The sequence below is a fragment of the Shinella kummerowiae genome, assembly GCF_009827055.1.
Classification (GTDB): Bacteria; Pseudomonadota; Alphaproteobacteria; order Rhizobiales; family Rhizobiaceae; genus Shinella; species Shinella kummerowiae.
This window is the reverse complement of the sequence record NZ_WUMK01000002.1, coordinates 523145-540940: the sequence shown is the minus strand read 5'-3', so window position 1 is coordinate 540940 and position 17796 is coordinate 523145. Positions and strand designations below refer to the sequence as shown.

Sequence of the window (17796 nt, the reverse complement as noted above, 5' to 3'; positions counted from 1 at the left end):
GCCCCGTTCAGCGGTTTTTGCCTGCGACTTCGGTCTCTCTGGGAGGATGGGTCTATGGGAACGGTGGCGTGCCTTTCCATCGGAAAGCACCATGCACGCCCTCAGACTTACGCTGCCGCAGCCATGGCTGCCGATCGGCACCGTCTTCCATCGCGCCGGGCAAACCGGGGGAAACCCCTCGGACGTCACCCGCGCCAAACCCGATCCCTTTGTGTGCCCCACAGGCACGCCCGCCGAATTTATCAGGGGAAATGGCAGGCCCGGTCCGACACCCCCGCCAAATCCCCCGGATCGCCGGAGGGAGACCATTTTCCGCAGACCCTTGCGATGAAGGTGCACGTCCTTCCCGCATCACAAGCGCCGATCCCGCCTGACTGCCACGCCTGGCAGCGTATCCTTCGGCGGGATGGGAGGAGTGTAGGCCGGATTTGCGGGACGGGGAAAATTTCGCCGTGCGTGGCAACGATTGCTGGCCCGCCCGGCTTGATTCTTCAGGGGCGGTGGCGAATGGTGCGTTCATGGAAGACCTCGCCGACGTCCTCTCTTCGCTGCTGTCCGGCTCCGCCGTCGTGCTCGCGACGATCACGCTGGTGCTGGGTTCCTATTTCCTGGCGCGCCGGTTGATCCATCCGGGGCACGAAGGCGATAGGACGCTGGAAGTGGCGGGAAGCGTCGCGGTGCGCGTGGCCACGCTGCACAGCCTCATCCTCGGTCTCGTCTATGCGCAGGAACTGGACGACTACAAGGGCGTGCGCGCAACGCTGGTCGACGAGGCGATCGCCATCTCGGATGTCTTCAACGATGCCGGCCGCTATGGCGGCGCGATCGTGCTGCCGATCCAGCAGGGGCTGGCGCGCTACGTTGCCATCGTCGTCGACGAGGAATGGGAGCGACTGGGGCATCGCGAGGGGCTTTCGCCGCGCGCCTGGGAGGAATGGAACGCGGTCTATGCCCGCGTGCTGGACCTCGAGCCCGCCAGCGAACGCGAACGTTATCTGAGCGGCCACATGAAGGAGAAGACCGCGGAGATTGCCCGGTTCCGGCAATTGCGCGAGGCGGCCTCGGCTGGCCGTTTCTCCGGCCTGTTCTGGGGGCCGGCCATCATCGGCCTCATCATCATTTCCGCGGCCTTTTATGTCTATCGGCCGACCAAGACGCATCTCGTGCTGCTGTCGTTTTTCGGGGCCTATTCCGGCGTCATCCTGTTTTTCATCTTCGCCTTCTCCAATCCCTACGCCAATCCGGGAAAGCTGCCGCCCCGCCCCTTCGAGCACCTGTTGAGCGGCGATCTCGGCAAGGTGCTTGCGCCATCGTGAAGGTCGGCGCCGTGAACGACATTCTCGACGGTTACGCCGCTGCTGCCACACCCGACCTGATCGAACGCTACGAGGCCTTCGATCCGGCGGTGCTCTATGCGCCTGTGCTCGACCTGCTGCCGAAGACACCCGGCCGCGCGGCCGATATCGGCACCGGGACGGGGCGCGATGCCGCGTGGCTTGCCGGGCAGGGCCACCGGGTTCTCGCCGTCGAGCCCGTCCGGGCGCTGCGCGAGGCCGGGATGGCGCGGCATGGCGACAAGGGCATCACCTGGCTTGACGATACCTTGCCGGACCTATCGGCAGCGCGGGAGCTTGGGCCGTTCGACCTCGTCACGCTGAATGGCGTGTGGCAGCATATCGACGACACGGCGCGCGCCGTGGCGATGCCGGTGCTCGCGGGAATGCTGGCGCGCGGCGGGCGGCTCGTGCTGGCGCTGCGGCACGGGCCGGGTGTTGCCGGTCGCCGTGCTTTTCCGATGTCTGACGAGGCAACCATTGCCGCCGCCGGGGGGTGCGGTCTTGCCCTGTTGCGGCGGCAGGACACCGCCTCCCACCAAGCGGGAAACCGGGCGCTGGGCGTTCGCTGGACCTGGATGGCGTTCGAGCGGCCGGAAATCTGATCGGCTTTCGCGCGGCCGGGCGGGTGCCGGGTCGAAGCGGAGCGGTGCGATACCGGCGGTGCTTGCCATCACCTCTCGCAGCGGCTAAACAGCCCTCGCGCTGGACGACCAGCGCCTTGTTCGTTCCGGGGACGGCCCCTCATCTCGCAATCGAGAGAGAATGCCGACACCCGCGAACCCTTCTCACCCTTCCGTTCTGAAATCTGCCGCGCGGCCTGCGCGTGCCGTGCGTTGCGCTGTTGCGAGCCCGGAACGTCGGCCGGCCCTGCGCGTTGCCCCTGTGAGGATATCCGATGGCCGGACCCATTGAGCAATTCGAGATCAAGCCGCTTGTCCCGTTCGAAATCGGCGGGCTGGATGTCGGTTTCACCAATTCCTCCGCCTATATGGTGGTGACCGTCGTGCTGGCGAGCGCCTTCCTGCTTCTGGCGACCGGACGGCGCGGGCTGGTGCCCGGCCGCTGGCAGGCGGCCGCGGAAATGGTCTACGAGTTCGTCGCGACGACGCTCAGGGCCAATGCCGGCGAGCAGGGCATGCGCTTCTTCCCGCTGGTGTTTTCCCTCTTCCTGTTCATCCTGGTGGCGAACCTTGTCGGCATGTTCCCCTATGCCTTCACGGTGACGAGCCATCTCATCGTCACCTTCGCGCTCGCCATGCTAGTCTTTACGACGGTCACGCTCTACGGCCTGTTCCGGCATGGCGCCGGTTTCCTGAAACTGTTCGTGCCTGATGGCGTGCCGCTGATCCTGACGCCGATCATCGTGCCGATCGAGGTGATTTCCTATCTCTCCCGCCCCGTCAGCCATTCCGTGCGTCTGTTCGCCGTCATGCTGGCCGGCCACATCACGCTGAAAGTGTTCGCCGGCTTCGTCGTGTCGATGAGCGACCTCGGTACGCTCGGCCTTGTGGGCGCGGTGTTGCCGCTCGCCATGACGGTGGCGCTGACGGCGCTGGAACTGCTGATGGCGCTGATCCAGGCCTATGTGTTCACCATGCTGACCTGCATGTACCTGAACGACGCCCTGCATCCGGGGCATTGAGGCACAAGCTCAGCGCGCGCGCCAGCGGCGGATATGGTCGACCAGGGCGCGCAGCTTCGGCGCCATGTTCCGGCGCTGCGGATAGTAGAGATAGAAACCGGGGAAGGGCGTGAGGAAGTCTTCCAGCAGCCAGACGAGCTCGCCCTTGTCGACATGCGGCTGGAAGGTCTCGCGCGGGGCAAAGGTAAGGCCGGCGCCCGCGAGGGCCGTGCGCAGCATCAGGCGCAGGTCATTGGTGGTGATCTGCGCCTCGACGGCCACATCGAAGGCGGTGCCGTTCTCCTCGAATTCCCAGCGATGCGGCGCAACGTTCGGCGCGCGGCGCCAGCCGATGCAGCGGTGGTGCACGAGATCGCGCGGATGTGCCGGCGCGCCGTGGGCGGCGAGATAGGAGGGGGCGGCAACGACGGCTTCGCGCTGTTGCCCGCCGACGGGCACGGCGATCATATCCTGTTCGATCACCTCGCCGAGCCGGATGCCCGCATCGAAGCCCATCTCGACGATGTCGGATTCCTCGTCGGTCACCGTCACATCGACGGTGATGTCAGGATAAGCCTCGACAAAGGCGGCAAGCAGCGGACCGGACAGGAACTCCTCGGCAATCGAGGTGACGGCGAGCTTCAGCAATCCGCGCGGCGCATCCTCGTCGGCCACCCGCTCCAGCGCGGTGGCGATATCGGTCATCGGCTGCGACAGCGCCGCCCGCAGGCGCTCGCCCGCCTCCGTCAGCCGCACCGAGCGCGTCGTGCGGGTGACAAGGGCCATGCCGACATGATCCTCGAGCCGACGCATGCCCTGGCTGACCGCCGATCGTGTCACGCCGAGACGATCGGCGGCAGCACGAAAATTGGCTTCGTCGGCGACGGCCTGAAAGAGCGAGAGAAGATTGAGATCCATGGTGATTGTCCAGTTCAGCTAACCGGTGCGTCAAGGATTGAAGGGATACACGCACCGATGATGCGGGTCCATCTTCAGCAGGCAAATGAAATGGAGCTGAAACATGAACAAGATCATTCTCGTGACAGGCGCGTCCGGCGGTATCGGCGAGGCCATTGCCCGCGAGCTGGCGGCGGCAGGCGCCAAGGTGCTGCTCGGCGCGCGACGGGCCGACCGCCTCGACGTCGTGGTGGCGGATATCCGCGCCAAAGGCGGCACGGCCGAAGCCCGCGAACTCGACGTCACCGACCGTGCGGCGATGCAGGCGTTCGCCCGCACGGCCCTCGATCTCTGGGGGCGCATCGACGTGCTCGTGAACAATGCCGGCATCATGCCGCTGTCGCCGCTTTCCGCCGGCAAGCTCGACGAGTGGGAGCGCATGGTGGATGTCAACATCAAGGGCGTTCTGTGGGGCATCGGCGCCGTGCAGCCCGTGATGGAGCGGCAGGGCAGCGGGCAGATCATCAATATCGGCTCGATCGGCGCGCTGCATGTCGTGCCGACGGCGGCGGTCTACTGCGCGACGAAATTCGCGGTCCGGGCTATTTCCGACGGCTTGCGCCAGGAGAGCGACGTGATCCGCGTCACCTGCGTCAATCCCGGCGTGGTGGAAAGCGACCTTGCCGCGACCATCACGCATGCGCCGACGGCGGCCTTGATGGACGATTACCGCGCCATCGCCCTCAAGCCCGGCGACATCGCCCGCGCGGTGCGCCAGGTGATCGAGGCGCCCGAAAGCGTCGATACGACGGAGATCACCATCCGGCCGACGGCCTCGGCCAACTGATCAGGACAGGAGAACGACCATGCAGAAACCAGCCGCAACGCTCGTGGCGCTTGCCCTGATGAGCCAGGTCGCCGGTGCCGAGGAGGCTGGCGCCTCCGCAATGCACCCCTATGCCGGCCTGTGGGTGACCGAAGACGGATATATCCGCCATGAGCTTCGACCCGACGGCCGCTATGTCGAGGCGCGCGGCACGCGCGAACGCGCCTATCTCGGCCGATACGTGGTGACAGGCGACCATATCGACTATTGGGACGATACCGGCTTCACCGCCGACGGAGACTTCGTCGATGGCGTGCTCCATCACGCCGGCATGGTGCTCTATCGCCGCTAGAGGTTATGGTGAGGGGCGACAGCCTCTCACTCGTCGCCCATCTTGAGGGCTGCGATAAACGCTTCCTGCGGGATTTCCACCTTGCCGAACTGGCGCATGCGCTTCTTGCCGGCCTTCTGCTTGTCGAGCAGCTTGCGCTTGCGGGTGGCGTCGCCGCCGTAGCATTTGGCGGTCACGTCCTTGCGCAGGGCCGAGATGGTCTCGCGGGCGATCACGTTGCCGCCGATGGCGGCCTGGATCGGGATCTTGAACATGTGCTTCGGGATCAGCTCCTTGAGCTTCTCGCACATCTCGCGGCCGCGCTTTTCGGCGGCCATGCGGTGCACCATCATCGACAGCGCATCGACCGGCTCGCCGTTGACGAGGATCGACATCTTGACCAGATGGCCTTCCTGATGGTTGGTGATCTGGTAGTCGAACGAGGCGTAGCCCTTGGAAATCGACTTCAGCCGGTCGTAGAAATCGAAGACCACTTCGTTGAGCGGCAGGTCATAGGTCAGCATCGCGCGCGTGCCGACATAGGTGAGTTCCACCTGGATGCCGCGGCGGTCCTGGCAAAGCTTGAGGATGCCGCCGAGATAATCGTCCGGCGTCAGGATCGTCGCGCGGATCCACGGCTCGTGGATTTCCTTGATCTTGACGACATCAGGCATGTCGGCCGGATTGTGCAGTTCGCGCTCGGTGCCGTCCGTCATGAACAGCTTGTAGACGACCGACGGCGCCGTCGCGATCAGGTCGAGGTCGAATTCGCGCTCCAGGCGTTCCTGGATGATTTCGAGGTGCAGCAGCCCGAGGAAGCCGCAGCGGAAACCGAAGCCGAGGGCGGCGGAGGATTCCATTTCGAAGGAGAAGGACGCGTCGTTGAGGCGCAGCTTGCCCATGGCGGCGCGCAGATCCTCGAAGTCGGCGGCATCGACCGGGAACAGGCCGCAGAACACCACCGGCTGCGCCGGCTTGAAGCCCGGCAGCATGGTGGCGGTCGGGCGCTTGTCCTCGGTGATCGTATCGCCGACGCGGGTATCGGCCACTTCTTTGATGGAGGCGGTGATGAAGCCGATCTCGCCCGGGCCGAGCGCCTCGACGGTGACCATCTTCGGCGTGATGACGCCGACACGCTCCACCTGGTATTTCGCGTCCGTGCCCATCATGCGGATGGTCTGGCCCTTTTTCAGCACGCCATCGAGAATGCGCACGAGCACGATGACGCCGAGATAGGTGTCGTACCAGGAATCGACGAGCAGCGCCTTCAGCGGCGCGGTCTCGCCGCCCTCGCTCTTCGGCGCGGGCAGCTGGTGGACGATGGCTTCCAGCACGTCGGGAATGCCAAGGCCGGTCTTGGCCGAAATCAGCACCGCCTGCGACGCGTCGATGCCGATGACTTCCTCGATCTGCTCGCGGATGCGGTCGGGCTCGGCCGCCGGCAGGTCGATCTTGTTGAGCACGGTGACGAGTTCGTGGTTGTTGTCGATCGCCTGGTAGACGTTGGCGAGCGTCTGGGCCTCGACGCCCTGCGAGGCATCCACCACGAGCAGCGAGCCCTCGCAGGCCGACAGCGAGCGCGACACTTCATAGGCGAAGTCGACGTGGCCGGGCGTGTCGATGAGATTGAGGACGTAGGTCTCGCCATTGTTGGCGACATAGTGCAGGCGCACGGTCTGCGCCTTGATGGTGATGCCGCGCTCCTTCTCGATTTCCATGTTATCGAGAACCTGTTCCGACATCTCGCGCGCGGCAAGGCCGCCGGTCGACTGGATCAGCCGGTCGGCGAGCGTCGACTTGCCGTGGTCGATATGGGCCACGATCGAGAAGTTGCGGATATGGTCGAGGGGCGTGGAATTATTGGTGCTCATGCGCGCCATATAGCAGCGAGCGAGATTCCCGCAAAGCGGTAAATGAAGGGTTTCGGGCGTGTGAACGCCGCTATTCCGGGCCTATTCGCCCTCAACGAGCGCGCCGGCATTCGGCACCTGGGCGCTGCGGATCTCAAAACTCTCGCGCGCCTCCACCGGCACGGTCTCGCGACGGCGCAGGCGATGGGCGACGAAGGCGGCGTAGAGCAGGGCGACGGCCATCGCGGCATAGATGAACGTCTTCGGGCCATAGACGGGGGTGAGCGCCGTGACCGCCAGCGGAACGAGAGTCGCCGAAGCCGACCAGGCGACCAGCAGCGTCGAGGCGAGCGGCACGAAATCCTCCGGATCCGTGCGGTCGTTGGCATGCGCATTGGCGATCGAATAGACGCTTTCGACCGCGCCGGCCCACAGCGCGAAGACCAGCATGAGGATGACGAGGGCCTGGAAGGAGACGAAGAGCGCGGCAACGGCCGTGCCGGCGATCAGCAGGCAGGTGAAGATCAGCACGATGCGCCGGTCGATGCGGTCTGACAGCGTGCCGAGCGGATATTGCACGAAGAGCAGGCCGAACTGCATGACGAACATCAGGAGCGCCACGTCGGTCTGGCCGACATTGTTGGTGGCGGCGTAGATCGGCGTGAAGCCTTGCACGACCATCGACAGGCCGCCGGCGGCGAGCACGCCGATGAGGGCGACGGGAGAATTGCGCCACGCCATGGCGAAATCGACGCTGACGCGGGCGGGTGCCGGCGGCGTCGGCAACCGGGTGAGGCCGATCGGGAGAAGGGCGATGGTGGTGACGAAGATGGTGACGAGGGGCGCGAGGTTGCCGTCGGCCGGCATCTGCCCGAACAGCCAGGCGCCGACGCCGAGCCCCAGCACATAGGCCATGTAGAAGAACGACATGGCCTTGCCGCGCCAGCGGTTGTCGGCGGCGTGGTTCAGCCAGCTCTGGGCGATGATGAAATTGGAATTGCCGGCCGCGCCATAGATGCCGCGCGCCAAAACCCAGAGGAGCGGGTTGACGCCGAGCGCCACGAGAAAGGCGGCGATGAGGACGAGCGCCATGGAGCAGGAGAAGGCCCGCGCATGGCCGACGCGGCGAATGACCGGCCCGGCCAAGATGCAGCCGAGCAGGCCGCCGAAGGCGATGGCGGTGACGGCGGCACCCGGCGTCCAGGATGGCGCACCGGCGCGCGACAGCACATAGGGCACATAGGCGAGCATGATGCCGTTGCCGATGGCGACAAAGGTCATCGAGACGACGATGGCGGTGATGGAAAAGAGCGAGGATGGCCGCTGCGTTTCACCTGTCATGCGTCACCCTCCTGATTCTCGCGGCGTCACCTTATCCGGCCGGGCGATGTCGCATTGTCGCCGGAGCGGCATGGCCGGAAATTATTTTCAGATCGGGTGATGCGTGTTGACTCCATTATAAGAGAGAATTATTCCATTATAATGGAACATGCTGTTGATCCCCTGGAAAGCGCCATCGGCGAGCGGCTGCGGCTATTGCGCGTCGCCCGCAACCAGACGCTGGACGACCTTGCCGGTGCCTCTGGCGTCAGCCGGGCGATGATTTCCCGTATCGAACGCGGCGAGGCGAGCCCGACGGCGCAGCTGCTGTCGCGGCTCTGTGCGGCGCTCGACCTGACGCTGTCCGCCTTCTTCGCCTTTTCTGAGGAGGCGGGCGAACCGCTGTCGCGACGGGAAACGCAGACGGTGTGGCGCGATCCCGAGACGGGCTACCAGCGGCGTGCCGTGTCGGCGCCGAACACGGCGTCCCGCGTCGAGGTGATCGAGGTGACGTTTCCGGCCGGTGCACGCATGGCCTATCCGCCGGAAACCGCCAAGGCCGGCATGACGCAGCATGTCTGGCTGTTTTCCGGCGACCTGCGCCTGACGATCAGGGACGTGGTGCACGATCTTCGCCCCGGTGACTGCCTCTATTTGAGCATCACCGAGGGCCATGTTTTCGAAAATCCCGGCAGCGAGCCGGCCCACTATGCCGTGGTGCTGGATCGCGGCCGCACCTGATGTTTGAGGATGAAATGAGCGAGATCAGACTGCTCGACCTTGCGGAAACCCGCGCCCGGCTGGGCGAACTGGCCGACGTGCTGGTCGATTGCGTGACCGGCGGGGCCTCCGTCGGCTTCATGGCGCCCTATGGGCCCGATGATGCGCGGCCCTTCTGGGAGGGTGTCGCGGCAGCGGTCGGCGAGGATGCGACGTTGCTCTTTGCCGCCGAGCGCGCGGGCCGCATCGTCGGCACGGTGCAGGTCGGCATTCGTCAGATGCCGAACCAGCCGCATCGGGCGGACGTGAAGAAGCTGCTCGTCATGGAAAGCGAGCGCGGCCGCGGCCTCGCCCGCGCGCTGATGGCGGCGGCGGAAGCCGAAGCCATCAGGCGCGGCAAGACGGTGCTGGTGCTCGACACGGCGACCGGCAGCCCCGCCGAAACGGTCTATGAACGGCTGGGGTGGCAACGCGCCGGCGTCATTCCGGACTATGCGCTCTATCCGGACGGGCGCTATTGCGCGACGACGTTTTTCTACAAGCGGCTCGGGGACGGCTCGTAGGTTATCGGGCGCATACCGTGCCGCGTGGATCCTCGGGTCGAGCCCGAGGATGACGGAGGGGAGGAGGGGTTTTTTACCGCTTGCCGACGGTGCGGCATGCGGTGCCGGCAGTTTGGCTGACGAACACTTCTTCTGTCGTCATCCTCGGCCTTGAGCCGAGGATCCATCCGCAAGCACCGTCACCGAAGAGGCGCGGTTTACACCGCTTCCCAGCCGTCCTTTTCGCTGGCGCGGTAGATGGCGTCGATGAGCTTCTGGTTGTTGACCGAGCTTTCCAGCGTCACGATCTCCTCGTTCTCGCCGCGCGCTGCCCGCGTAAACGCTTCGGCCTCGCGCTTGTACTGGCGCGCGTCCTGGAAGCGGAAGAGCTGGCTTTCGCTGTGGCTCTGGTTGGTGAGTTCGAGTTCTTCAGCACCATAGCGATCGGCATTGAAGGGCGATTTCACCTCGATAAAACCCTTGTCGCCGTGGAAGACCATGACCTGGCGCTGGGCGAGCTGGGTGGAAACGTAGAAGGACAGTTCGAAATCGCCGAAATCGGCGCGCACGCTCGAATAGATGTCAGTGCCGAATTCCGGGTCGCGGTCGGTGGTGGCCTGGACGCGCAGCGCCTCCTTGCCGGTGACGAAACGCGTGGTGATCGTCGGGTAGACGCCGATATCCGGCAGGCCGCCGCCGCCGAGCGCCGGCACGTTTCGCATGTTGCCGGGGTCGCGGTTGTAATAGGTGAAGGCGCCCTGCACGTGGCGCAGCCTGCCGATCGCGCCTTCCGCCAGCAGCGCGCGCACCTTGCGCCAGACGGGGCTGTAGGTGACCATATAGGCTTCGGAAATCAGCACCTTGTTGCGGTCGCGGGCCTCGATCAGCGCGGCGATCTCGCCGGCATTCAGCGCGATCGGCTTCTCGCAGAGCACATGTTTGCCGGCATCCGCCGCCTTGATCGACCATTCGACATGTTGGGAGGTCGGCAGCGGGATATAGACGGCGTCGATGACGTCGGAGGCGAGCATGTCCTCATAGGAGCCGAAGGCGTGCGGCACGGAAAAGCGGTCGGCCATGGCGCGGGCCTTCGCGAGGTCGCGGCTGGCAATGGCGGTGATGACGCAGTTTTCCGCATCCTGGATGGCCGGCACGACAAGTTCGCGGCCGATCTTGGCCGTCGACAGGATTCCGAAACGCAGCATGGTGATCTCTCCCTGATTGCGGCGGCAGACTAGTCGCGAGGGACGTACCTCGCAAGCGTGGCGGCGCCCAAAAAAATCGCAAGCGTGCAGCGTGCATTGGGCTCGACACCGTCCTATGGTCCTTTCGACACTTTTCAGCACGAACCCTTTGGAGGACCTTCATGCAGCATCGTTCCCTCGGCAAGACCGGCCTTTCGATCGCGCCCCTCGTCTTCGGTGGCAATGTCTTCGGCTGGACGGCCGACGAAAAGACCTCCTTCGACCTGCTGGATGCCTTCACCGGCGCCGGCTTCAACGCCATCGACACGGCGGATGTCTATTCGCGCTGGGTGCCGGGCAATGAAGGCGGTGAATCGGAGACGATCATCGGCAAGTGGCTGAAGCGTTCCGGCATTGCCCGCGACAAGGTCGTCGTGATCACCAAGGTCGGCTCCGACATGGGGCAGGGCCGGCGGGACCTGCGCAAATCCTGGATCGTCGAGGCCGTGGAAAAATCGCTGAAGCGGCTACAGACCGACCATATCGACCTCTACCTCTCGCACTGGCCGGACCCGGACACGCCCTATGCGGAAACGCTGGAAGCCCATGCCAGCCTCGTCAAGGCCGGCAAGGTGCGGGCCTTCGGCGCCTCGAACCTCGATGCCGGCCAGTTGCAGGCCGCGTTCGATGCGGCCGACAAAGCGGGCCTGCCGCGCTACGGCGCGCTCCAGCCGGAATACAATCTCTACGACCGCGCAGGCTTCGAGGGCGCGCTGGCCGACCTCTGCCAGAAAGAGCATATCGGCGTCATCACCTATTACAGCCTGGCCTCCGGCTTCCTGACGGGAAAATACCGTACGAAGGCCGATACCGAGGGCAAGGCGCGCGGCGAGGACGTGGCGCACTATCTTGATAACAAGGGCCTGCGCATTCTGGCGGTCCTCGATGAGGTTGCGGCGCAAACCGGGGCGAAGCCGGCGGAAATCGCGCTGGCCTGGTTGATGGCAAAGCCCGCCGTTACCGCGCCGATCGCCAGCGCCACCAGCCTTTCCCAGCTCGCCAGCCTGACCAGGGCGGCGTCGCTTTCCCTCTCCGCCGAACAGGTTTCGGCCCTCGACACGGCAGGAGCCGCATCATGACGCTGACCATCCGCGATGCCATCGAAAGCGACGAGGCGGCCTGGAGGAAACTCTGGGCCGGCTACCTCACCTTCTACAAGACCGTGGTGCCGGAGGAGGTGACCGCCTTTACCTGGGCACGCATTCTCGACGCGGGGTCCCGGGTCTCGATGCGTGTCGCCGTGGAGGACGGCGAGATGCTCGGCTTCGCCATCCACCACTACCACGATTCCACCTGGGACATCGCGCCGGAAGGGTATCTCGAGGACCTCTATGTCGACGAGACGACACGCGGCAAGGGCGTCGGGCGGGCGCTGGTGGACGATCTCATCGTGATCTCCCGGCGCAACGGATGGCGCGGCATCTACTGGCACACCAACGAGGACAATGCCCGGGCGCGAACACTCTACGACAGTTATGTCAAGTCGGACGGGCACATCCGCTACCGGCTGCGGACGTGATCGTCGGGGTCATCGCGATCGTTGAGAGCTTTGCCCGTTCTTCCCCTTGGGCAATCGCCTAGGGCACACCCTGGCCGCTTTCCCCTTCTCCCCCGCGGGGAGAAGGTGGCCCGAAGGGTCGGATGAGGGGGCTTGCGCGCCGCCGACCGTCTGCGCCACCCCCCTCATCCCGCTGCCGCGAGCTTCTCCCCGCGGGGGAGAAGGGGCTGATGGCATCGCCTCGCCCCACTAGGCGATAGCTCCGGCCTAACCGCGGTACCGGAAGAAATCGACGAAGGCCCGGAGCGCCGGGCGCATCTGGCGGCGGGAGGGGTAGTAGATCGAGAAGCCGTCGAAGGCCGGGCACCAGTCTTCCAGCACGGGGATGAGCCGGCCGGCGCGGATATCCTCGGCGACGCGCTGGTCGAAGACATAGGCGAGGCCGGCGCCATCCATCGCCGCGCCGCGCATCAGCCGCTGGTCGGAGACGATCAGCGGGCCGGTGACATCGACCGTCACCAGCCGGCCGTCCTTTTCCAGCTCCCAGCGGTAGAGCCGGCCGCTCGAAAAGCGCCGGCGGATGCAGCGGTGCTGCATGAGATCGCGCGGTTGCACGGGTTTGGGATGCGTTTCGAAGTAGGCGGGTGCGCCGACGATCAGGCCGCGCCACGGGCCGCTCGCCCGGACTGCGATCATATCCGCCTCCAGATGCTCGCCGAGCCGCAGGCCGGCATCAAAACCCTTTTCGACGATGTCCTCGAAGCGGTCGTCGGTGCGCAGATCCAGTTCGATCTCCGGATAGGCCGCGAGGAAGGCGGCAAGCCGTGGCATGACGATATCCTCGGCGGCGATCAGCGGCATGGTGATGCGCAAGGGGCCGGCCGGGCGGCTCTGCCGGTCGGCGAGGCTTTCCATCACGGTGCCGATATCGGCAAGTGCCGGCGCCAGCGTCTCGAGCAGCAGGCGGCCTTCCTCCGTTGGTGCCACGCTGCGGGTGGTGCGGGCGATGAGGCGCACGCCAAGGCTTGCCTCCAGCGCCGACACGGCATGGCTGACGGCCGAGGGCGCGATGGCGAGCTCGGCCGCGGCCTTGCGGAAGGAGCGCGCCTCCGCGACGATGGCGAGCACGGCGAGTTGGGAAAGCTGGGTCCGGTTCATTGTTCTAACAGATAGAACAAGTCGTTGGCCTTTGCAGCAATTTTCAGATGAAGCGCCGCACCCTAGATTGGCGATGTCCGGATGACGGCGACCGGCCCAACGGTCCGCTTCCCGGCGCCACGAAAGGATTTGCCATGAAACACAGAAAACTCGGGACCCTCGATGTGTCCGCCCTCGGCCTCGGCTGCATGGGCATGAGCCATGCCTATGGCCCGGCCGACGACGAGACGGCGGCGATCAAGACGCTGCACCGCGCCGTCGATCTCGGCGTCACGCTGTTCGATACGGCCGAAGTCTACGGCCCCTACAAGAACGAAGTGCTTGTCGGCAAGGCGTTGAAGCCGGTGCGCGACAAGGTGGTCATCGCCACGAAGTTCGGCTTCAGCTTCGATCTGAGCAAGCCGGCGGCGCAGATGATGACCGGCACCGACAGCCGGCCGGAAAACGTCAAGGCCGTGGCCGAAGCCTCGCTGAAGCGGCTCGGCATCGAGGTGATCGACCTGTTCTACCAGCACCGCGTCGACCCGGCCGTGCCGATCGAGGAGACGGTGGGTGCGATGGCGGAACTGGTGCGCGAGGGCAAGGTAAAGGCGCTCGGCCTGTCCGAGGCCGGCGCCGAGACGATTCGCCGGGCCCATGCGGTGCACCCGATCGCGGCGCTGCAGAGCGAATATTCGCTGTGGACCCGTGATGTCGAGGAGAACGGCGTGCTGCAGACCTGCCGCGATCTGGGCATCGGCTTCGTGCCGTTCAGCCCGCTTGGCCGCGGCGTTCTGACCGGCGCGCTGAAGAAGCTCGACGGTCTTTCCGCCGATGATTTCCGCCGCTCGCTGCCGCGCTTCGAGGCGGAGAATTTCGATGCCAACCTGGCGCTGGTGGCGGCTCTCGAAGCGATGGCGACGGAGAAGGGCGTGGCCCCGGCGCAGCTGGCGCTCGCCTGGGTGCTGGCGCAGGGCGACTTCATCGTGCCGATCCCCGGCGCCAGCAAGGTGCCGCATCTGGAGCAGAACGTCGCCGCCGCCGACGTGGTGCTGACGGCGGACGAGGCGGCCCGCCTCGGCGACATGCTGTCGCCGGCAAAGGTGTCGGGCGGGCGTTATTCGCAGCGCATGGCCTCGATGGCCAATCGATAAAACCAAAAGGCCGCGGATCGCTCCGCGGCCTTTTCAAATCCGGTCTGCGGCCCGCTTACTGGCCGACCGACGACACCATGACGGCATCGCCGTTTTCGATCGACACCCAGCGGCCGGCGTGGAACGAGGCCTGGCGCTTCAGGTAGCGGTAGGGCGTCGTCGTCCAGAGCTTGACCTCGTTGTTGAGGTTGTCGAGGATGAAATCGCCCTCGGTGGTGCGCACCGTCAGCACGGCATGGCCTTCGCCGTCCGGCTTGCGCACGACGGTGATCAACAGGTCACCGGGGGCAAAACCCTTCTGCATCAGCTTCTTGCGCTTCAGGAGGACAAAGTCCTCGCAGTCGCCGGCACCATCCGGATAGGACCAGTATTCGTCCCGGCCGTGCAGTTCCTTGTCGGTGATCGGGGTGATGTCGCGGTTGACGCTGGCATTGATCGTGCGAATGGCCGACCAGCCGGCCTTCGTGACCTTGGCCGGTGCCTGGCTGCGCACGCCGGCGCGGCACTCGGACTTGTAGATCTGACAGAATTCGTAATGCCCGATCGGCTGGGAGGTCACGCCGCCGGTCTTCATGGAAAGCGCCGATGCCGGTGCCGTGAAAGCCGCAGAAGAAGAAACGAGGAGCGCAAAAAACGCCGCAGCTCCAGCCTTCGCACCAATCATTCGTGCCATGTAACGTCCCCTAATCGTTAACAAAGAGTTAACGGTCAGGGGGGCGTCTCGTCAATCATCAGAATTGGCGATCCGGCAATATGGTTAAAATGCGGCCGGAGCGATGCGCAAAAGCCTCATTGCGCGCGGGCGAGCGCCTCCGCCGCCTCGAGGATCTTGGCGATGTCCTGCGGCCGCGACAGCCGGTGATCGCCGTCGCGGATCATCGTCAGCACGACGTCGTCGCCGGAAAGATGCTCCATCAGCCGCACCGCGTGGCCATAGGGCACGTCGGGGTCGGCCATGCCCTGCAGGATATGCACGGGGCAACCGGTCTCGATGACGCCGGTCAAAACGCGGTTGTCGCGGCCGTCCTCGATGAGTTTCCGCGTGTAGATGTTTGGATCCGGGCCGTAGGGCGTCGGCTCCTCGAACTGGCCGCGCTCGGCGAGCGCCGTGCGCTCGGCCTCCGTGAGGTTCGGCTCGATTAGTTCGGAGGTGAAATCGGGTGCCGGCGCGATGAGGACGAGGCCGGTGACGGCGATATCCTTGCGCCGCGCCAGGTCGGCAATGGCGCGCAGCGCGATCCATCCGCCCATCGACGAGCCGACGAGCACCATGCGGCGCGTGCCGAGGGTCTTGGCGGCATGGTCGATGACGGCCAGCGCCTCCTCCAGCCAGCGCGAGATCGTGCCGTCGACGAAGGCGCCGCCCGAGGCGCCGTGGCCGGAATAGTCGAAGCGCACACAGGTCGTGCCGAGGCGGGCGGCAAGCGCCGCAAGCTCGATTGCCTTGGTGCCCGTCATGTCCGAGCGGTAGCCGCCGAGCCAGACGAAATGGGCAAGCGCATTGCCGGCGGCGGCCGGCTGGAGCGCGATCGCGATCTGCCGGGCATCGTCGCCCGCGCCGACCGTGATGAAATCTGCCCCGTTGCCATCAGTCGCCGTCATACCTATCTCCTGTCTGCGTTCCGGCCCCGAAAAGCCGGTCTTTTGCCGAAAGCTAGACCAGATTCGCGCGTGCAAGGACAGGTGGTGATTTTTTCCACGGGCCATGCTATTGACTTCGCAAGCGTGATCAACACATTGCCGAAAAACGCCGAAAGGCGGGCAAACGGCCCGGTTGACGCACCCAAATTCATACCTGTCGAAACAGTTCGAGGAGAACACGACCATTCGCAGACCTTTTAAAGCGGAAGCTCCCGTCAAGGACGGCCCGCGCTCCAACAAGGAAATCCGGATTCCCCGGGTTCAGCTTATTGACGCCGACGGCAACAACCACGGCACCGTGCCCACTGATCAGGCGCTCCGCATGGCGGAAGAAGCCGGCCTCGATCTCGTTGAGATTTCGCCGAACTCCGAGCCGCCCGTCGTCAAGATCCTTGACCTCGGCAAGCTGAAATACGCCAACCAGAAGAAGGCGGCCGAAGCGCGCAAGAAGCAGAAGATCGTCGAAATCAAAGAAATCAAGATGCGCCCGAACATCGACACGCATGACTATGACGTGAAGATGAAGGCGATGAACCGCTTCTTTGAAGAAGGCGACAAGGTCAAGGTGACGCTGAAGTTCCGCGGCCGCGAAATGGCCCACCAGGAACTCGGCATGAAGCTCCTGATGCAGGTCAAGGAAGACACACTGACCATCGCCAAGGTCGAAGCCGAGCCGAAGCTCGAAGGCCGCCAGATGATGATGGTGCTCGCTCCGAAGTGAGCCCCGTCTCTCCGGCGCCTCAAGGCCGCACGGATCGAAGCCGCCTTTCGGGGCGGCTTTTCCTTTTCTGCACCGGAAAAGCCTGACTGCACGGAATCCGGTTGCGCTTTTCGGGGACTTCGGTTACAAGCCGCCGTCCGAACGGTCCGGCAGGGCATGCCGTGGCCGTTCTTTACGCTGGAGATGCACCGTCGTCAGTGCATTTCGAATTCAAGAAGAATGGAGTAGCAAAATGCCCAAGATGAAGACGAAGTCGTCTGCCAAGAAGCGGTTCAAGATCACCGCGACCGGCAAGGTCGTTGCAGCTGCCGCCGGCAAGCGCCACGGCATGATCAAGCGTTCCAACAAGTTCATTCGCGACGCCCGTGGCACCATGGTGCTGGCTGAGCCCGATGGCAAGAAGGTCATCAAGAACTACCTGCCGAACGGTCTCTGAGACTAATCGCGCTTTTGAAACGTTAAGGAGATCATGACATGGCACGTGTAAAACGCGGCGTAACATCCCACGCCAAGCACAAGAAGACGCTCAAGGCAGCCAAGGGTTTCTACGGCCGCCGCAAGAACACCATCCGCGCCGCCAAGGCCGCGGTTGATCGTTCGAAGCAGTTCGCCTACCGCGACCGCAAGGTCAACAAGCGCAATTTCCGCGCGCTCTGGATCCAGCGCATCAACGCTGCCGTCCGCGAGCACGGCCTGACCTATGGCCGCTTCATCGACGGCCTCAACAAGGCTGGCATCGAAGTCGACCGCAAGGTTCTGTCCGACATGGCGATCCATGAGACCGAAGCTTTCGGCGCGCTCGTCGCTGCCTCCAAGAAGGCTCTCGAATACCTCAAGGACGCTGGTACGAAGAACGAGTTTGAAGCCGCCGTAAACTAACCGGCGCTTCCACAACCAAACGTCTTTTCGTTGTGAAACCCGCGCCGGGGAACCGGTGCGGGTTTTTGCTTTTTGGCC

Annotated in this window: 20 protein-coding genes; 13 read left to right on the top strand and 7 right to left on the bottom strand. The window is 64.8% G+C overall.

The annotated features are described in order from the left end of the window. Window positions 1–518 precede the first annotated feature (518 nt). From GR138_RS07120 to GR138_RS07110, 3 genes are all read left to right on the top strand, one after another. Entirely contained in the window at window positions 519–1316 is a 798-nt protein-coding gene (locus GR138_RS07120) for a bestrophin-like domain (RefSeq protein WP_160857907.1), read from the top strand. An 11-nt stretch (window positions 1317–1327) separates the two neighbouring features. Further along, window positions 1328–1939: a methyltransferase domain-containing protein gene (locus tag GR138_RS07115; protein ID WP_160857906.1), complete on the top strand. Its 612-nt coding sequence runs from the start codon at window positions 1328–1330 to the stop codon at window positions 1937–1939. A gap of 293 nt (window positions 1940–2232) precedes the next feature. Then, on the top strand, window positions 2233–2979 hold the full coding sequence (locus tag GR138_RS07110) for a F0F1 ATP synthase subunit A (protein ID WP_160857905.1): 747 nt from the start codon (window positions 2233–2235) through the stop codon (window positions 2977–2979). A gap of 9 nt (window positions 2980–2988) precedes the next feature. On the opposite strand, the gene GR138_RS07105 is transcribed toward GR138_RS07110, so the two are convergent. Further along, on the bottom strand, window positions 2989–3882 hold the full coding sequence (locus tag GR138_RS07105; protein WP_160858097.1) for a LysR substrate-binding domain-containing protein: 894 nt from the start codon (window positions 3880–3882) through the stop codon (window positions 2989–2991). A gap of 97 nt (window positions 3883–3979) precedes the next feature. Between GR138_RS07105 and GR138_RS07100 the strand changes: the two genes are divergently transcribed. Together GR138_RS07100 and GR138_RS07095 are read left to right on the top strand one after the other, a co-directional pair. Then, window positions 3980–4702, top strand: coding sequence for an SDR family oxidoreductase (locus GR138_RS07100; protein ID WP_160857904.1), 723 nt, complete (start codon window positions 3980–3982; stop codon window positions 4700–4702). A gap of 19 nt (window positions 4703–4721) precedes the next feature. Beyond that, window positions 4722–5033 (top strand): Atu4866 domain-containing protein, encoded by a 312-nt coding sequence (locus GR138_RS07095; RefSeq protein WP_160857903.1) that lies wholly within the window; start codon window positions 4722–4724, stop codon window positions 5031–5033. Window positions 5034–5059: 26 nt separating this feature from the next. Here the strand turns inward: GR138_RS07095 and lepA are convergent, their stop codons facing one another. Both lepA and GR138_RS07085 read right to left on the bottom strand, forming a co-directional pair. Then, a complete protein-coding gene (gene lepA, locus GR138_RS07090) occupies window positions 5060–6892 on the bottom strand; it encodes a translation elongation factor 4 (RefSeq protein ID WP_160857902.1) in 1833 nt (610 codons plus the stop codon). 72 nt (window positions 6893–6964) lie between these two features. Continuing rightward, window positions 6965–8203, bottom strand: a complete 1239-nt coding sequence (locus tag GR138_RS07085; RefSeq protein WP_160857901.1) for an MFS transporter — start codon at window positions 8201–8203, stop codon at window positions 6965–6967. Window positions 8204–8344: 141 nt separating this feature from the next. On the opposite strand from GR138_RS07085, the gene GR138_RS07080 reads away from it, so the two are divergent. Together GR138_RS07080 and GR138_RS07075 are read left to right on the top strand one after the other, a co-directional pair. Beyond that, entirely contained in the window at window positions 8345–8923 is a 579-nt protein-coding gene (locus tag GR138_RS07080; protein ID WP_160857900.1) for a helix-turn-helix domain-containing protein, read from the top strand. 14 nt (window positions 8924–8937) lie between these two features. Beyond that, entirely contained in the window at window positions 8938–9465 is a 528-nt protein-coding gene (locus tag GR138_RS07075; protein ID WP_160857899.1) for a GNAT family N-acetyltransferase, read from the top strand. 197 nt (window positions 9466–9662) lie between these two features. On the opposite strand, the gene GR138_RS07070 is transcribed toward GR138_RS07075, so the two are convergent. After that, entirely contained in the window at window positions 9663–10649 is a 987-nt protein-coding gene (locus GR138_RS07070; protein WP_160857898.1) for a Gfo/Idh/MocA family protein, read from the bottom strand. Window positions 10650–10810: 161 nt separating this feature from the next. Between GR138_RS07070 and GR138_RS07065 the strand changes: the two genes are divergently transcribed. Then, window positions 10811–11767 (top strand): aldo/keto reductase, encoded by a 957-nt coding sequence (locus GR138_RS07065; protein WP_160857897.1) that lies wholly within the window; start codon window positions 10811–10813, stop codon window positions 11765–11767. After that, window positions 11764–12207 carry a GNAT family N-acetyltransferase gene (locus GR138_RS07060; RefSeq protein ID WP_160857896.1) on the top strand — a complete coding sequence of 148 codons (444 nt, stop codon included), beginning with the start codon at window positions 11764–11766 and terminating at the stop codon, window positions 12205–12207. Before GR138_RS07065 ends, GR138_RS07060 begins: the two co-directional genes overlap by 4 nt. Before the next feature lie 246 nt (window positions 12208–12453). Here the strand turns inward: GR138_RS07060 and GR138_RS07055 are convergent, their stop codons facing one another. Further along, window positions 12454–13344 (bottom strand): LysR family transcriptional regulator, encoded by an 891-nt coding sequence (locus tag GR138_RS07055; protein ID WP_160857895.1) that lies wholly within the window; start codon window positions 13342–13344, stop codon window positions 12454–12456. Between the two features lie 134 nt (window positions 13345–13478). Between GR138_RS07055 and GR138_RS07050 the strand changes: the two genes are divergently transcribed. Next, complete coding sequence (locus GR138_RS07050) at window positions 13479–14477, top strand: aldo/keto reductase (RefSeq protein WP_160857894.1); 999 nt, start codon at window positions 13479–13481, stop codon at window positions 14475–14477. Window positions 14478–14532: 55 nt separating this feature from the next. On the opposite strand, the gene GR138_RS07045 is transcribed toward GR138_RS07050, so the two are convergent. Both GR138_RS07045 and GR138_RS07040 read right to left on the bottom strand, forming a co-directional pair. Beyond that, window positions 14533–15150 (bottom strand): transglutaminase-like cysteine peptidase, encoded by a 618-nt coding sequence (locus GR138_RS07045; RefSeq protein ID WP_160857893.1) that lies wholly within the window; start codon window positions 15148–15150, stop codon window positions 14533–14535. A gap of 116 nt (window positions 15151–15266) precedes the next feature. Continuing rightward, window positions 15267–16079: an alpha/beta hydrolase gene (locus tag GR138_RS07040; protein ID WP_160857892.1), complete on the bottom strand. Its 813-nt coding sequence runs from the start codon at window positions 16077–16079 to the stop codon at window positions 15267–15269. A gap of 223 nt (window positions 16080–16302) precedes the next feature. On the opposite strand from GR138_RS07040, the gene infC reads away from it, so the two are divergent. From infC to rplT, 3 genes are all read left to right on the top strand, one after another. Continuing rightward, window positions 16303–16839, top strand: coding sequence for a translation initiation factor IF-3 (gene infC, locus GR138_RS07035; protein ID WP_160858095.1), 537 nt, complete (start codon window positions 16303–16305; stop codon window positions 16837–16839). Window positions 16840–17071: 232 nt separating this feature from the next. Continuing rightward, the gene (gene rpmI / locus GR138_RS07030; RefSeq protein ID WP_029620731.1) at window positions 17072–17275 is read left to right on the top strand and encodes a 50S ribosomal protein L35; all 204 of its coding nucleotides are present in this window, start codon (window positions 17072–17074) and stop codon (window positions 17273–17275) included. Window positions 17276–17313: 38 nt separating this feature from the next. Beyond that, window positions 17314–17718, top strand: coding sequence for a 50S ribosomal protein L20 (gene rplT, locus GR138_RS07025; protein WP_069060325.1), 405 nt, complete (start codon window positions 17314–17316; stop codon window positions 17716–17718). Window positions 17719–17796 lie beyond the last annotated feature (78 nt).

Coding starts and splice junctions, on each gene's coding strand:
- GR138_RS07085 (WP_160857901.1), bottom strand. CDS start 8,203: ATGACAGGTGAAACGCAGCGGCCATCCTCGCTCTTTTCCATCACCGCC.
- GR138_RS07040 (WP_160857892.1), bottom strand. CDS start 16,079: ATGACGGCGACTGATGGCAACGGGGCAGATTTCATCACGGTCGGCGCG.
- GR138_RS07055 (WP_160857895.1), bottom strand. CDS start 13,344: ATGAACCGGACCCAGCTTTCCCAACTCGCCGTGCTCGCCATCGTCGCG.
- GR138_RS07075 (WP_160857899.1), top strand. CDS start 8,938: ATGAGCGAGATCAGACTGCTCGACCTTGCGGAAACCCGCGCCCGGCTG.
- GR138_RS07110 (WP_160857905.1), top strand. CDS start 2,233: ATGGCCGGACCCATTGAGCAATTCGAGATCAAGCCGCTTGTCCCGTTC.
- GR138_RS07060 (WP_160857896.1), top strand. CDS start 11,764: ATGACGCTGACCATCCGCGATGCCATCGAAAGCGACGAGGCGGCCTGG.
- GR138_RS07070 (WP_160857898.1), bottom strand. CDS start 10,649: ATGCTGCGTTTCGGAATCCTGTCGACGGCCAAGATCGGCCGCGAACTT.
- lepA (WP_160857902.1), bottom strand. CDS start 6,892: ATGGCGCGCATGAGCACCAATAATTCCACGCCCCTCGACCATATCCGC.
- GR138_RS07065 (WP_160857897.1), top strand. CDS start 10,811: ATGCAGCATCGTTCCCTCGGCAAGACCGGCCTTTCGATCGCGCCCCTC.
- GR138_RS07100 (WP_160857904.1), top strand. CDS start 3,980: ATGAACAAGATCATTCTCGTGACAGGCGCGTCCGGCGGTATCGGCGAG.
- GR138_RS07045 (WP_160857893.1), bottom strand. CDS start 15,150: ATGGCACGAATGATTGGTGCGAAGGCTGGAGCTGCGGCGTTTTTTGCG.
- GR138_RS07080 (WP_160857900.1), top strand. CDS start 8,345: ATGGAACATGCTGTTGATCCCCTGGAAAGCGCCATCGGCGAGCGGCTG.
- GR138_RS07095 (WP_160857903.1), top strand. CDS start 4,722: ATGCAGAAACCAGCCGCAACGCTCGTGGCGCTTGCCCTGATGAGCCAG.
- rplT (WP_069060325.1), top strand. CDS start 17,314: ATGGCACGTGTAAAACGCGGCGTAACATCCCACGCCAAGCACAAGAAG.
- rpmI (WP_029620731.1), top strand. CDS start 17,072: ATGCCCAAGATGAAGACGAAGTCGTCTGCCAAGAAGCGGTTCAAGATC.
- GR138_RS07050 (WP_160857894.1), top strand. CDS start 13,479: ATGAAACACAGAAAACTCGGGACCCTCGATGTGTCCGCCCTCGGCCTC.
- GR138_RS07120 (WP_160857907.1), top strand. CDS start 519: ATGGAAGACCTCGCCGACGTCCTCTCTTCGCTGCTGTCCGGCTCCGCC.